Origin of the sequence: Streptomyces sp. NRRL F-5135, from assembly GCF_000719775.1 — a bacterium.
GTDB lineage: Bacteria > Actinomycetota > Actinomycetes > Streptomycetales > Streptomycetaceae > Streptomyces > Streptomyces hebeiensis.
In genome coordinates this window covers 283,027-296,177 of record NZ_JOHR01000001.1, presented here as the reverse complement: position 1 = coordinate 296,177, position 13,151 = coordinate 283,027, and the positions used below count along the sequence as shown (strand labels likewise).

Below are 13,151 nucleotides of genomic sequence, written 5' to 3'. Positions count from 1 at the left end.
ATGGCACACCGCCGTCGGCCGCGACCGTACGGTCCGATGGCGTCGGCGGCAGCGGCCGATGGCGGCGGGAGCGGCGACGGTGGCGGCCGGTGGTGATGGCCGGTGGTGGCCCCGGCGGCGTTCGTCAGCGGCGGCCGAGCCGGCGCTCGCCGCTCGCGCCTGTGCTGTACGGCAGTCCGTAGTGGGCGAAGATCTGGGGCTCGTCCTCGGCGGGCAGTTCGCCGTCGGTGTCGATGGAAGGCGCTTCCTTGGCGAGCTTCTTGTCCCACGGGATCTTCAGGTAGTCGGGTCCCACCGTGGCGTCCGCCAGGGGGACGAACACCAGCCGCCGCTTGGTGGGCAGACCCACGGTGACCGTGGCGAACGAAGGGGTGTCCGTCGAGGTGTCGACGTACACGGCCTCCAGCGTGCCGATCTTGCGCTTTCCGGTGTCGACCACGTCGTGGCCTCGCCACTCCCGGATGTCCTCAGCCTCGAACATGAGAGTTTCGCCTCTTATCCAGTGGTTCGCGCGCATACCTTCTGAAGGTCGCATACCCCGGAAGTCCGAAACCGTACCGGTGATGTCCGTTCCCCAGGAGCGGTACACCTCGGGATCGTGAAAGCGGTGGCGGCCGCTCCGCCCGCCCGGCATCCTGACCGCATGAAGATCCGGGAAGCCACCGCCGAGGACTGGCCTGCCATCTGGCCGTTCTTTCACAAGATCGTCGCCGATGGCGAGACGTTCCCCTACCCCCTCGGCACGGACGAGGACGAGGGCCGGGACCTCTGGATGGTGGCGGCCCCCGGTCGTACCGTCGTCGCCGTCGACAGCATCGGCACGGTCATGGGCACGGCGAACATGTACCGGAACCGCATGGGCAACGGCAGTCATGTGGCCAGTGCCAGCTATATGGTCGATCCCGCGTACACGGGACGGGGTGTGGGCCGGGCGCTGTGCTCGTACTCCCTCGACTGGGCCCGCGCGGCGGGCTTCCGGGCCATGCAGTTCAACGCCGTCGTGGAGACCAACGAGCACGCGATGACCCTCTACCGGTCACTGGGGTTCGAGGTGCTGGGGACGGTGCCCGAGGGATTCCTGCATCCCACGAAGGGCTACGTCGGCCTGCACATCATGCACCGCAGGGTCTGAAGCCGGGCCGCTCTCCGGGGCTCGACGGCCACCACGGCCGTCGAGCCCCGGAGAGCGGGGGTCCGGTCGGCACACCGGACGCGGCCGACGGCGCCTACCCGCGCTCCTGGAGTACGGAGAAGACGTTGCCCGCGGGGTCGGTGAACCACGCGATGTACGGGCCGCCCCCGCGGAAGATGCCGCGGTCGTCGGCCTCCATGCCCGGGTAGCGCTCGAAGCGCACGCCCCGCTCGGCCAACGCGTCGACCGCCGCCTCGATGTCCTCGACGGGGAAGTTGAGGACGGTGAACGTCGCGGGCGTGTGCTCCGGCTTGGGGTAGACGAGCACGGAGGTGCCGCCGCCGAGGAGGAGATGGAGCAGGCCGTGCTCCTCGGTGACCTCCAGCCCCAGGGTCCCGGTGTAGAACCGCTTGGCCTCCTCGATGTCGTTCACGGCGAATCCACTGAACGCCTTGCTGCCGCCGAGCATGATGCTGGTCCTTTCTCACGGTGTCTGTGATCGGTTCCGGTGCGCCCCCCGCTCACCTGCCGCCCAGGGGCTCCCCGCCGACGTGGTCGCCCCGTACCGGCTCCGTCCGCAGCGGTTCCCCGCGGGCCACCAGCGGGCGCAGCCGCGTGCCGTGCAGCCGCTCGGCCAGGGGCGCGGCGCGCCGGGTGACGGACATCAGGACCCAGGCCACCAGCGCCCCCACGATCAGCCCGAGCACCACGTCGTGGGGGTAGTGCGCCCCGACCCAGACGCGCGATCCGGCCATCAGGAGCGCCGCCGGTACGGCGAGGGCCGCGAGGGCGCGGTCGGTGAACAGCAGGGTGACGGCCGCGGCGGCGGCGATGACGGCGTGGTTGCTGGGCAGCGACCAGTCGCCCGGCGGGGGACACGACTCGAGGGAGATCGCGTGCAGCGCCTGGCAGGGTCGCTGCTCACGCAGCACCGACTTGAGGGCGCTGCTGACGAGGTAGGCCGTGCCCACGACGAGAGGGGCGGTCAGGGCGAGCGCCGACAGGGCGGAGTCCGTCGGCCGGGCGCGCCACCACGCGACCAGGAGCAGGACCGCGAACAGCCCCGGACCGTACGTCGACCAGGCGGAGACGGCGCTGTCCAGCCAGCCGGGGGAGTGGTGGGCCAGATCGGTGACGTAGGTGTAGACGCCGTCGTCGAACCAGCGGCCGGTCATGAGCGCGTCCCCTCCACGGAGGTCCGGCGTGCGCGGAGCACTTCCAGGAGCGGGGGAACGAGCGAGACCACGACCACGAGCGCCACGATCGGCAGCAGATAGCGGTCGACGTGCGGGACGGACGCTCCCAGCGCGTATCCGGCGAGCACGAGTCCGACCGTCCAGAACAGGCCGCCGGCGATCTGCCAGCAGGCGAAGGCGCGTGCGGGCACGTCCAGGGCGCCGGCCAGCGGATTGAGCACCGTACGCACCACGGGCACGAAGCGGGCCAGCACGATCGCCTTGGCGTGGCCGTACCGTTCGAACAGTTCCCGCGCGCGGGCCGCGCCCTCGTGGATCCGGCGGCTCCGGCCGTGCGCCAGCAGTGCCCGGCCACCGCGCCGCCCGATCCAGTAGCCGGTCTGCGCGCCCAGCAGGGCGCCGGCGGCCGACGCGAGGAGCACCTGGGGCAGGGCGAGGTGGACGGGGCCGTCCCTGCCGGGAGCGCACAGCAGTCCGGCGGTGAAGAGCAGGGAGTCGCCGGGCAGGAAGAACCCGACCAGCAGGCCCGTCTCGGCGAAGAGGACGACGGCGATGCCCAGGGCACCGGACGCGGAGAGCAGGGATCCCGCGTCGAGGAGATTCACGGCCATCGGAAGCGCCGCGAGCACGGATTCGGCCATGGAGTGCTGCTCCCATAATGGTGGACAGGGTCAGTACGACAGTCAGACTGTCTACAGGGGTGTAGTCGGTCTACGACACTGTAGACGAACAAAAGGGAGGGGACGTTCCCATGGGCCACGGGAGTGCGGACCGGCGGTCGGCGGGGGAACTGGAAGCCGACGTGCTCGCCGCCCTGTGGGCCGCCGAGGGGCCGCTCACCCCGGGCCGGGTGCAGGAGTCGCTGGGCGGCTCGCTCGCCCGGACCACCGTCACCACGATCCTCGGCCGGCTGTACGGGAAGGGCACCGTCACCCGGGTCAGGGCGGGACGCGGATACGCGTATACGCCGACCGAGGACGCCCCGGGTCTCACCGCTCGGCGGATGCATTCCGAACTGGCCAAGGACGAGGACCGGCGCGCGGTGCTCGCCCGCTTCGTCTCCCAGCTCGACGACGAGGACGAGCGCATATTGCGCTCCCTGCTGGACGCGGAGGACGGCCCGGACCGGCCGGCCGGGGGCGCGGCCGGATGAGCTATGCCGTCTGGGTTCCCCTGCTGGTGCCCTTCCTCGCGGCGCCCACGGCGCGCCGGGCCGCGGCGTACCTGTCACCGCGACACGCCGTGGTGCTGCTCACCACCGCCGCGCTCCTGCCGGCCGCCACCAGCTCGGCCGCACTCGCCCTGCTGGCCGTGCCCGGGGCCTCCTACCTCCCCGCGGTCGCCGCGCTCGGCGAGCTGGCCAGGCCGCTGTCCCTGGGGCCGCCCCCGGTGACCGTCGCACTCGCGCTCGCCGCCGGGGGAGTGCTGGCCTGGCGCGCGGGCCTGGTCGCCGTCGCCGTCCGCCGCGACCGGGCGGACCTGCGCCGGGCCCGGGCCGCCGCCGGCGGCACCGCGGGTGAACTGGCGGTCCTGCGCCAGGCCCGGCCGGACGCGTACGCGCTGCCGGGGAGGCCCGGCAGGATCGTGGTGACGACCGGAATGCTGCGCGCCCTGGAGCCGGACGAGCGCGCGGCGCTCTTCGCCCACGAACGCGCCCACCTGCGCGGCCGTCATCACCGGGTGCTCGTGGCCGTGGAACTGGCCGCGCTCTGCCACCCCGCCCTGCGCACGTTGTGCGAGCCCGTCGGGTACGCGCTGGAGCGCGCGGCGGACGAGGCCGCGGCCGCCGCCGTCGGTGACCGGCGGCTCGTGGCGCGCGCGATAGCCAGGGCCGCCCTCGCCGCGCGTGCCGCGAGCGCGTCGGCGCCGGACCGCCCGCGCGCCGCCCTGGGGATGAACGCCGGGCCGGTGCCCCGGCGTGTCGCCGCGCTGCTCGATACGCCCCTGGCTGTCCCTTCCACGACCAGCCGTCCCGCGGGTCGGCTGGTCGTGGCCGCGCTGGTGATCTGTCTGACGGTTTCCGGCGCCACCGCCGTGGACGCGGTGGAGGATCTGCACGGACATGTCGAGATGGCCCAGGGGCAGAACCTCACTCGCTGACCTGCCGGCGGCCGACCTCCCCGAACGCGAGACCGCTCTCGGCCGTCCGGTCCGAGCCGTCCGGTCCGAGCCGTCCGGTCCGAGCCGTCCGATTCGGGCCGTGCGGCGTCAGCCGTAGAGCCGGCCGAACTGCACGGTGTCCCCCAGGGGGTCCCCGCTCTCCGCCGACGGGGCCGCCTCGCCGGGGAATCTCACGCGCTCGCGGGCCGCGGCCGGTTCCTGGTGCGAGATCCGCGCGTACGGCGCGCAGGGCGTGTGCGGCGTGCTCAGGGCGGAGGCGGCGACGTGCCACTCGGACCGGACCGGCTCCTGCCGCGCCGTCGACGCCGGCCGCAGCGGGCTCACCCGGTTCATGCGCAAGGCGTCCACGGATTCCGCGAGCAGTTCGTACTCGGTGGTGTCGTCCCGCGTGGCGACGCGGATGAGGCGCCCGGCCGCCAGGTGTTCCGCGACCGTGTCCTGGTGGGCGAGGTCGTCGCGCCAGTTCCGGAGCGTCGTCGGCACGTCCGGCACGCCGTCCGCCACGGGCGCGAGCGCGTCGGCCGGAAAGCGAGGGTTCTCGGGGCTGGGGTCCAGTCGCTCCGCTATCCAGGTCGCGCGGTCGCGCAGCCACCACAGGGCGAGGGCCAGCGTGGGGGCGCGATAGGTGCCGAGGGGGACGCCGATGCGTTGTCCGCCGCTGATGCCGTACGCGGTGACATGGCAGAGGAATTCGTCATGCACGGCCGCTCTCCTTGCGCCGTTCTGCGGGGCCGGTGGTGCGGTGCGGAGCCGGTGGTACGGGTGGGGCCGCGTTTCTTGTGCCGTGACGTGCGCGGTGCGTCGGGTGGGCCGCCGGTGGATCCCCGGATGCGTGGAGATCGTCCTCGGATCGCCCGAACTTACAATGATGGGTGGTCTGTTGACGTTCTGTCACGGTGGGGTTCCGGCCAGAGGTGGGACCGTTCCCGCCGCTTTCTGGCCTGAATGTGTCTTCCCGCTCCCTCTGGGCGGTCCCGCGCGAAGGCGAGCGGGCGCACCTGGCCGCGTACGGACGGTGTTGTCGCCGGCCCCGTGCGCGCCGGCGCGGGGGCCGGCCGGCCGAGTCGGCGCCTGTGAGAGTCGTCACTCGGCGCCCTCCGACCTGAGTGACGAGACGCTGAACACCTCCCCGAAGTCCGCGATCTCCGCGACCAGCCGGGGGACGTTCCCCGTGCCCTCGATGTCGACGTACACCGTGGCCGTCCGGGCGTCCGCCAGGTCCACGGCCGGGCGCTGCTCCTCGTCCGGATCCCCGGCGACGCGGTCCACCCGTATCCGCACCACCTGGAAGCCCTTGCCGGTGACGTACTCCAGGAGCCGGGTCATCACGCCCGTGCCCATCCGGTAGGTCAGAATCAGCCTGGTCTGTTCCGCCGAATTGAAGGCGGGAATGCGCCGGGTCAGCCAGGGGTAGCCCTGGATGACGAGGAAGTGCACGAGCGTCGCGCCGATCGCCAGCAGGATCAGCCCGCCCCCGCACGCCATGCCGATGGCGCAGGTGAGCCAGACGGTGGCGGCGGTGGTCAGGCCGCGTACCGCGTCGCGCCGTACGAAGATCAGCCCGCCGCCGATGAAGCCGATCCCGGAGACGATCTGGGCGGCGACCCGGGTGGGGTCGAAGGAGACGTTGTCCAGGTCGAGCACGGCGTTGAAGCCGTGCTGTGAGACCACCATGAACAGGGCGCTGCCGACGCCGACCAGCGTATGGGTCCGCAGACCCGCGCTCTTCTGCTGCGTGGCCCGTTCCGCGCCGATGAGGGTCGACAGTACGAGCGCCAGCCCCAGTTCGGTGAACTGGCGGGTGCCTTGGCCCGCTTCGAAGTCGAACAGTGATGTGGCCAGATCGAGCAACCGAGCCTCCTCGTCGTAGCGCGACGCCGGATGGACGGACAGGTCAACGGCAGACCGATGGTAGGGCGAATAGGGGACTGTCGGATACAGGGCATCCCAACGAGGGGCGGAACGGGACGGCTGTGGCGAAGCGGGGTAATCGGTGCGGTTGCGCCGGGCGCGGCGCCGGGCGCGTCATGACACCCGGGTGAACGCCGGACGGCAAACCTCGTTAGGGTGCCTCGAATGGTTGCTCCGCTCACTCCCCCCACATCCCCGTCAAGAGGCGTCCGCGCCGTTCGCGGCTTCCCCCGGGAGGCCGGATGTCTCACCTGACCGACCGGTCGTCGGTGCGGACCGCGTCGGACGGCGGAGCGCGGGCGGCCGGGACGGCCGCCCCGGCACCGGCGGCGGACGCGCGCCCGGCCAGGACGCGGGACGCCTTCTTCGACAACGCCAAGTACCTGGCCATCGTGCTGGTCGCCATGGGACACGCGTGGGAGCCGCTGCGCGACGGCAGCCGGGCGGTGTCGGCGCTGTACATCGTGGTGTACACGTTCCACATGCCGGCGTTCATCATCATCTCCGGCTACTTCTCGCGCGGTTTCGACTTCCGGCCGGACCGGGTGCGCCGCCTGATCACCGGCATCCTCGTGCCGTACATCGTCTTCGAGGTCGCCTACAGCCTCTTCCACCGGTACACGGACGACGACCCGTCCATGCCGATCAGCCTGCTGGACCCGTGGTACCTCACCTGGTTCCTGCTCGCCCTCTTCATCTGGCGGATCTCGGCGCCGGTCTGGCGGCTGATCCGGTGGCCCGTCCCCGTGGCCCTGGCCATCGCGGCGCTCGCCACCACCTCGCCGCAGATCGGGGACGACCTCGACCTCCAGCGCGTGCTCCAGTTCCTGCCGTTCTTCGTGCTCGGCATGCGTCTCAAACCGGAGCACTTCCTGATCGTGCGGCGCAAGGAGGTGCGCCTCCTCGCGGTGCCCGTCTTCGCCGTCACCGTCGTCTTCGCCTACTGGGCGGTCACCCGGATGAACATGGCGTGGTTCTTCCACCGGGACAGCGCGCCGGAACTGGGGGCGCCCTGGTGGAGCGGCATTCCGATGACGTTCGCGCTCTTCGGCTGTTCGCTCGTGCTCACGGCCTGTTTCTACGCCTGGGTCCCGGGCCGCCGCATGTGGTTCACGGCGCTGGGCGCGGGCACGCTCTGCGGCTACCTGCTGCACGGCTTCCTCGCGCAGAGCGCCGGAACCTGGCACTGGTACGACCCGAAGTGGCTGCACCAGCCCCTCGGCGCGGTGTTCGTCACGGTCGTCGCCGGCGTGGTCGTCACGCTCCTGTGCACGCCACCCGTCCAGCGGCTCTTCCGCTTCGCCCTGGAGCCCCGGATGGCCTGGGCGTTCAAGAAGGACTCCCCGGAGCGCGCGGCACGGCGGCGCGAGGGCTGACCGAGGCGGCTGTCGGACGAAAGCGCGGACGAACGCGCGGGGGCGGCGGGACATCCACTGTCCCGCCGCCCCGCTGTCCTGCCGCCTCGCCGGCCAGTGAGTTCCCGGCGACGGAACGCGGCCGGTCAGGATGTCGCGGCGGCCTGCCACCACAGCAGTCCGACATTCACGCCCGCCACCACGATCGCGGCGAGGAACGGCACCCTCGGGCGGTCGCGGCCCAGCAGCGCCCCGCCGACCGCCACGGCCGGCGCGACGGCCACGGCGACCACGGCCGCACCGTCCGGCGCCCCCGGCGGCCCGAGCGCGAGCAGCAGCGTGGCCGCCACCAGCGGGGCGGGCAGCAGCACCCGTACCGCGGCCGGTCCCAGCCGCTGGGGCCAGCCGCGTACCCCCGTGGCCAGGTCGTCCTCGATGTCCGGCAGCACGTTGCCCAGGTGTGCGCCCACCCCCAGCAGCGCCGCCGCCGTCACGGTCCACCAGTCGGGCCACGCTCGCCCCGGCAGCCCCAGCGCCACGAACGCGGGCAGGGAGGCGAAGCCGAGGGCGTACGGGAGCCAGGAGAACACCGTCGACTTCAGCCGCAGGTTGTACGCCCACGCCGCCGCCACCCCCACCAGATGCGCCGTGCCCGCGAGCGCCCCGTACGCCAGCGACAGCGGTGCGCACAGCGCCAGCGCGGCCAGCGCCGCGCACCGTACGGTCCGCGCCGTCACGGCCCCGCCCGCCACGGGCTTCGCGCCGCGCCCCACGGCGGTGTCCCGGGCCGCGTCCACCGCGTCGTTGCTCCAGCCCACCGACAACTGCCCCGCCGCGACGGCGGCCGTCGCGAGGGCGCACCCCCCGGCGTCCTGTCCCGCGGCGACGGCGAGGCCCGCGGTCAGCAGGGTCACGGCGGCCGCCGGACCGGGGTGGCACGCCCCCAGAAGGGCGCGGACACGACGCCGCGCCGCGCGGCCGCCGGACTCGCCGGCGGGCCCCTGGTCCGGCCGGTCGCCCGGCCCGTCGGCCGGCGCGCTCGGGCCCGGCGCCGGAGCCGGGACCGCCTCGCGCGCCGCCCGCGCGCTCCCCGTGCCGTCGGTGGTGTCCACCGGGCCATCGTAGGCACGGCGTTCCCGGCCGGCCCGGCGCGCCGCCCCGTACGGCCGGACGGCCGGAAAGCCCGCCGCGCGGGTCCGTACAGGCGACTTCGCGTGTGGCACGGCGACGCGAGGGCAGGGATGTGTGACGGCGTATCGCACCCGGCCGGCCTTCGGTCCCGGCCGGCCCTCGCCCCCGCCCGTTTCCCAGACCCGGGACATTCGCAGATGACACGGATCGCAGCCGTCCACGGCGCCCTGGCCCCGCATCAGTACGCCCAGTCCGAGGTCACGGACATGATCGCCACGACCTGTCTGCCCGAGGGGGCCGACCGCCGGCTGCTCGACCGGCTGCACGAGGGGGCGGGCGTGAGGGCCCGTCATATGGCCCTGCGGCTGGAGGAGTACGCCGGTCTCAAGGACTTCGGCGTGGCCAACGACGCCTTCCTCGACCTGGCGGTTCCGCTGGGCGCCGAGGCCGTGACCAGGGCGCTGGACGCGGCGGGGCTGGCGCCGCGCGATGTCGACCTGCTGATGTTCACCTCGGTGACCGGCATCGCCGCGCCCTCCGTGGACGCGCGCCTCGTGGGCAGGATCGGGCTGCGCCCCGACGTCAAGCGGATCCCGGTCTTCGGGCTCGGGTGCGTCGCGGGCGCCGCGGGCGTCGCCCGGCTGCACGACTACCTGCTCGGGCACCCCGACGACCTGGCGGTCCTCCTCTCCGTGGAACTGTGCTCGCTCACCTTCCAGCGCGAGGACCTCTCCCCGGCCAACATGGTGGCCACCGCGTTGTTCGGGGACGGCGCGGCGGCCGTCGTCGCGTGCGGCGCGCGGCGCGCGGCGGCGGGGCCCGCCGTCGTCGACACGCGCAGCCACCTGTACCCGGACACCGAGCAGGTGATGGGGTGGGACATCACCGGTTCCGGCTTCCGCATCGTGCTGGACGCGAGCGTTCCCGAGGTCGTGCGCAAGGGCCTCGCGGCGGACGTCGACGCCTTCCTCGCCGACCACGGGCTGATCCGAGACGACATCACGGCATGGGTCTGCCACCCCGGCGGGCCGAAGGTGCTGCGGGCCGTCGAGGAGGCCCTCGCCCTGCCGGCCGACGCCCTCGACCTCACCTGGCGATCCCTGGCGGCCGTCGGCAACCTGTCCTCCTCGTCCGTGCTGCACGTGCTGCGGGACACCCTCGCCGAGCGGAGACCACCGCCGGGCACACCGGGGCTGCTGCTCGCCATGGGCCCCGGGTTCTGTTCCGAACTGGTCCTGCTCCGTTGGTAGAACCCCTGGCAGGGGAGAGGTAGAGATGATCTGGTACACCGCGCTGGTCCTGGCCGTGGCCGGGGAGCGCGTCGCCGAACTGGCCGTCGCCCGCCGCAACGCGCGCTGGAGCCTGGAACGCGGTGCCGTCGAGCGGGGCCGGGGACACTATCCGGCGATGGTCGTGCTGCACACGGCCCTGCTGCTGGGTGCCCTCGCGGAAGTACGGCTGGCCGACCGCCCCTTCGAGCCGGCTCTCGGCTGGACCATGCTCGCGGTGCTGCTGGCCTCGCAGGCGCTGCGCTGGTGGTGCGTCCACACGCTGGGGCGGCGCTGGAACACCCGGGTGCTGGTGGTGCCGGGCCTGCCGCTGGTGACCGGCGGCCCGTACCGGCTGCTGCGCCATCCCAACTACGTGGCGGTGGTGGCGGAGGGCATCGCGCTGCCGCTCGTGCACGGCGCCTGGCTGACCGCGCTGGTGTTCACCCTCGCGAACGCGGCGCTGCTGACGGTACGGATCCGGTGCGAGAACCGCGCGCTGGCCGGGCTGCCCGCCGCGTCCGTGAGCGGTCCGTGATCGACCTGCTGGTGGCGGGCGGCGGTCCCGCGGGCCTCGCCACCGCCGTCCACGCCGCGCTGGCCGGCCTGGAGACGGTGGTGGTCGAACCGCGCCACACGCCGGTGGACAAGGCATGCGGCGAGGGCGTGATGCCGAGCGGGGTCCGGGCGCTCGCGGCCCTCGGTCTCGACCTGCCACGCGGACACCCGCTGCGCGGCATTCGTTACGTACGCGAACCGGACCGCGCCGAGGCCGCGTTCGCGGACGGCCCCGGGCTCGGCGTCCGGCGCACGGACCTGCACGCGGCGCTGGCCCGCAGGGCCGTCGAGGCCGGTGTGCGGACCGTGACCGGCCGGGTCGGCGACGTGGCACAGGACGCCGGCTCCGTCACCGCGGCCGGGCTGCGGGCCCGCTGGCTGGTGGCCGCGGACGGGCTGCACTCACCCCTGCGGCGCCGCCTCGGCCTGGACGCGCCCGTCGGCGGGCCGCGCCGCTACGGCCAGCGCCGGCACTACCGCATGCGGCCGTGGACGGACTTCGTGGAGGTGCACTGGGCGCCGGCGGGCGAGGCGTACGTGACCCCGGTGGCCGAGGACCTGGTGGGCGTCGCCGTCCTGAGCGCGGTGCGGCGCGGCTACGACGACCACCTCGTGGACTTCCCCGCACTGCGCGCCCGGCTCACCGGTCCGCCCGCGAACGCCGTACGGGGCGCCGGTCCGCTGCGCCGGCGGGCGCGTCGCCGGGCCGCGGGCCGGGTGCTGCTGGTCGGTGACGCGGCGGGCTACGTCGACGCGCTGACCGGCGAGGGCGTCGCGCTGGCACTGGCCTCGGCGGAAGCGGCGGTACGCTGCCTGACCGAGGGCCGCCCGCAGGACTACGACCGGCGCTGGCGCGCGCTCTCCCGCCGCCACCGCCTGCTGACACACGGACTGCTGGCCTGCGCCGGCCGGCCGGCCGGGGCCCGTCTGATCGTGCCGGCGGCGGCGCGCGCTCCCGCCGTGTTCAGGGCGGCGGTACGGGCGTTGAGCTGAGCGGACGCCGTCCCCGGCGCCCGGCCCCTCGCGCGGGGGGCGTCGAACAGGGCCTGGCGCTCCTCCCGACGAGGTTCGCCCCGGCGCGCCGCCCGGCAAACCGTTCCCCCGGCCACGGGGCGGACCGTGCCGGTCGCGGCACCAGGACCGCCGCCGGGGGAGATCACGGGGACAGATCGCCCGGCGCCTCCGCGGAGCCCGGCGCCATCGCCTTCGTCGCACGCGGCAGCACATGCGCCACGTAATCCTCGATCGTCGCGTCGAGACCGACGTCCCGGCCCGCGTTCTCCGACAGGTACCACCGGTGCTCCAGCACCTCGTGGTAGATCTGCGCCGCGTCCATCTCCCCGCGCAGCTCGCGCGGCACCTGCCGGACCGTCGGCCGGAAGACGTCGCGGACCCAGCGGTGGGCCAGCACCTCGGGCCGCGCGCCCAGCGGGTCGCCCGGGGCGTAGTCCTCCTCGCCCGCCATCCAGCTCTCCAGGTCGTTGAGCAGCCGGCGCGCCTGGTTCTCCTCGGCATCGAGCCCCGTCAGCCGCAGCAGCTGCCGCTGGTGGTGGCCCGCGTCCACCACCTTGGGCAGGAACGTGATCATGTCACCGGCCGGTGAACGCTCGATCTGCATCTCCGCCACGTCGAAGCCGAGGTCGTTCAGGCGGCGGATCCGGCGGTCGATGTAGTGCCGCTTGCCCACCGGATACACGGACTCACGGGTCAGCTCGTGCCACAGGTCCTCGTACCTGCGGCAGATCTCCGCGCCGAACGGCACCGGGTCCACCGACGGATGCAGCGCCCCCGACGCCTCCAGGTCCATCAGCTCCCCGGCGATGTTCACGCGCGCCAGTTCGATGTCGTACTCGCGCTGGCCCGGGCTCAGATTCTGCTGGAGCTGGCCCGTCTCGGCATCCACCAGGTACGCGGCGTACGCGCCGGCGTCCCGCCGGAAGAGCGCGTTGGACAGCGAGCAGTCGCCCCAGGCGAAGCCCGCCAGGTGCAGCCGTACGAGAAGGACCGCGAGCGCGTCCATGAGCCGCTTGACGGTGCTGGGGCGCATCGTCGACTCGAACATCGAGCGGTACGGCAGGGAGCCCTTGAGGTGCCGGGTGATCAGCGCCGGTTCCAGCGGCTCGCCCGAGGCGTCCGTGCGTCCCGTCACCACGGCCACCGGGTCCACGGCCGGGATGCCCAGCCGGTGCAGATCGCGCAGCAGCCCGAACTCGCGCACCGCGCCCCGCTCGGATATCTCCTTCACCGCCATCACCTCGGCACCGGCCGACGCGAAGCGCACCACATGGCGGGAGATACCGCGGGGCAGCGCGACGAGACAGTCCTCGGGCCACTGGTCGAGCGGTGTGTTCCACGGCAGGTCCAGGAGCACCGCGGGCTGCTCAGGGTTGGTCGCGCTGATCTGAAGCGCCATCGTGCCTCCCACGGCTGTCGTCCGGGCGTCCACCACAGTGTGCCGAACGTCCCGGGCGGCCCGTGC

The 13,151-nt window shown here is 73.6% G+C and carries 14 protein-coding genes and 1 pseudogene; 7 read left to right on the top strand and 8 right to left on the bottom strand.

All coding sequences use genetic code 11. The features are described 5' to 3' along the window. Positions 1-124: 124 nt before the first annotated feature. On the bottom strand, positions 125-481 hold the full coding sequence (locus IG02_RS0101385) for a PRC-barrel domain-containing protein (RefSeq protein ID WP_030740539.1): 357 nt from the start codon (positions 479-481) through the stop codon (positions 125-127). A gap of 162 nt (positions 482-643) precedes the next feature. Between IG02_RS0101385 and IG02_RS0101380 the strand changes: the two genes are divergently transcribed. Next, entirely contained in the window at positions 644-1,132 is a 489-nt protein-coding gene (locus IG02_RS0101380) for a GNAT family N-acetyltransferase (RefSeq protein WP_030740537.1), read from the top strand. A 94-nt stretch (positions 1,133-1,226) separates the two neighbouring features. Here IG02_RS0101380 and IG02_RS0101375 read toward each other — a convergent pair whose 3' ends face one another. From IG02_RS0101375 to IG02_RS0101365, 3 genes are read right to left on the bottom strand one after another with little or no spacing between them, the layout of a single operon-like run. Continuing rightward, a complete protein-coding gene (locus IG02_RS0101375; protein WP_030740534.1) occupies positions 1,227-1,601 on the bottom strand; it encodes a VOC family protein in 375 nt (124 codons plus the stop codon). A 52-nt stretch (positions 1,602-1,653) separates the two neighbouring features. Further along, entirely contained in the window at positions 1,654-2,307 is a 654-nt protein-coding gene (locus tag IG02_RS0101370) for a phosphatase PAP2 family protein (RefSeq protein WP_051764276.1), read from the bottom strand. Further along, entirely contained in the window at positions 2,304-2,969 is a 666-nt protein-coding gene (locus IG02_RS0101365) for a DedA family protein (RefSeq protein WP_030740529.1), read from the bottom strand. Before IG02_RS0101365 ends, IG02_RS0101370 begins: the two co-directional genes overlap by 4 nt. A 110-nt stretch (positions 2,970-3,079) precedes the next feature. Here IG02_RS0101365 and IG02_RS0101360 point away from each other — a divergent pair, with 110 nt between their 5' ends. Together IG02_RS0101360 and IG02_RS0101355 are read left to right on the top strand one after the other, a co-directional pair. Beyond that, positions 3,080-3,481: a BlaI/MecI/CopY family transcriptional regulator gene (locus IG02_RS0101360; protein WP_030740526.1), complete on the top strand. Its 402-nt coding sequence runs from the start codon at positions 3,080-3,082 to the stop codon at positions 3,479-3,481. Next, entirely contained in the window at positions 3,478-4,428 is a 951-nt protein-coding gene (locus tag IG02_RS0101355; protein ID WP_030740523.1) for a M48 family metalloprotease, read from the top strand. The genes IG02_RS0101360 and IG02_RS0101355 overlap by 4 nt, the downstream gene beginning before the upstream one ends. Before the next feature lie 336 nt (positions 4,429-4,764). Here IG02_RS0101355 and IG02_RS0101350 read toward each other — a convergent pair. Next, positions 4,765-5,151, bottom strand: a pseudogene (locus IG02_RS0101350) (hypothetical protein); the annotation flags it as partial. A 381-nt stretch (positions 5,152-5,532) separates the two neighbouring features. After that, entirely contained in the window at positions 5,533-6,300 is a 768-nt protein-coding gene (locus IG02_RS0101345; RefSeq protein WP_030740518.1) for an MgtC/SapB family protein, read from the bottom strand. Between the two features lie 302 nt (positions 6,301-6,602). Here IG02_RS0101345 and IG02_RS0101340 point away from each other — a divergent pair, with 302 nt between their 5' ends. Next, positions 6,603-7,736, top strand: coding sequence for an acyltransferase family protein (locus IG02_RS0101340; RefSeq protein ID WP_030740516.1), 1,134 nt, complete (start codon positions 6,603-6,605; stop codon positions 7,734-7,736). A 125-nt stretch (positions 7,737-7,861) separates the two neighbouring features. On the opposite strand, the gene IG02_RS0101335 is transcribed toward IG02_RS0101340, so the two are convergent. Further along, positions 7,862-8,827, bottom strand: coding sequence for a UbiA family prenyltransferase (locus IG02_RS0101335; RefSeq protein ID WP_199813934.1), 966 nt, complete (start codon positions 8,825-8,827; stop codon positions 7,862-7,864). Positions 8,828-9,043: 216 nt separating this feature from the next. On the opposite strand from IG02_RS0101335, the gene IG02_RS0101330 reads away from it, so the two are divergent. From IG02_RS0101330 to IG02_RS0101320, 3 genes are read left to right on the top strand one after another with little or no spacing between them, the layout of a single operon-like run. Continuing rightward, a complete protein-coding gene (locus IG02_RS0101330) occupies positions 9,044-10,096 on the top strand; it encodes a type III polyketide synthase (protein WP_030740513.1) in 1,053 nt (350 codons plus the stop codon). Positions 10,097-10,121: 25 nt separating this feature from the next. Further along, a complete protein-coding gene (locus IG02_RS0101325) occupies positions 10,122-10,652 on the top strand; it encodes an isoprenylcysteine carboxyl methyltransferase family protein (protein ID WP_030740512.1) in 531 nt (176 codons plus the stop codon). Then, a complete protein-coding gene (locus tag IG02_RS0101320; RefSeq protein WP_030740510.1) occupies positions 10,649-11,665 on the top strand; it encodes an NAD(P)/FAD-dependent oxidoreductase in 1,017 nt (338 codons plus the stop codon). Before IG02_RS0101325 ends, IG02_RS0101320 begins: the two co-directional genes overlap by 4 nt. A 163-nt stretch (positions 11,666-11,828) precedes the next feature. Here the strand turns inward: IG02_RS0101320 and IG02_RS0101315 are convergent, their stop codons facing one another. Continuing rightward, complete coding sequence (locus tag IG02_RS0101315) at positions 11,829-13,085, bottom strand: DUF4032 domain-containing protein (RefSeq protein ID WP_030740508.1); 1,257 nt, start codon at positions 13,083-13,085, stop codon at positions 11,829-11,831. Between the last annotated feature and the right edge of the window lie 66 nt (positions 13,086-13,151).

Bases quoted from the DNA above. Each gene is read 5' to 3' on its own strand.
- IG02_RS0101385 (WP_030740539.1), bottom strand. From the start codon at position 481: ATGTTCGAGGCTGAGGACATCCGGGAGTGGCGAGGCCACGACGTGGTC.
- IG02_RS0101380 (WP_030740537.1), top strand. From the start codon at position 644: ATGAAGATCCGGGAAGCCACCGCCGAGGACTGGCCTGCCATCTGGCCG.
- IG02_RS0101375 (WP_030740534.1), bottom strand. From the start codon at position 1,601: ATGCTCGGCGGCAGCAAGGCGTTCAGTGGATTCGCCGTGAACGACATC.
- IG02_RS0101370 (WP_051764276.1), bottom strand. From the start codon at position 2,307: ATGACCGGCCGCTGGTTCGACGACGGCGTCTACACCTACGTCACCGAT.
- IG02_RS0101365 (WP_030740529.1), bottom strand. From the start codon at position 2,969: ATGGCCGAATCCGTGCTCGCGGCGCTTCCGATGGCCGTGAATCTCCTC.
- IG02_RS0101360 (WP_030740526.1), top strand. From the start codon at position 3,080: ATGGGCCACGGGAGTGCGGACCGGCGGTCGGCGGGGGAACTGGAAGCC.
- IG02_RS0101355 (WP_030740523.1), top strand. From the start codon at position 3,478: ATGAGCTATGCCGTCTGGGTTCCCCTGCTGGTGCCCTTCCTCGCGGCG.
- IG02_RS0101340 (WP_030740516.1), top strand. From the start codon at position 6,603: ATGTCTCACCTGACCGACCGGTCGTCGGTGCGGACCGCGTCGGACGGC.
- IG02_RS0101330 (WP_030740513.1), top strand. From the start codon at position 9,044: ATGACACGGATCGCAGCCGTCCACGGCGCCCTGGCCCCGCATCAGTAC.
- IG02_RS0101325 (WP_030740512.1), top strand. From the start codon at position 10,122: ATGATCTGGTACACCGCGCTGGTCCTGGCCGTGGCCGGGGAGCGCGTC.
- IG02_RS0101315 (WP_030740508.1), bottom strand. From the start codon at position 13,085: ATGGCGCTTCAGATCAGCGCGACCAACCCTGAGCAGCCCGCGGTGCTC.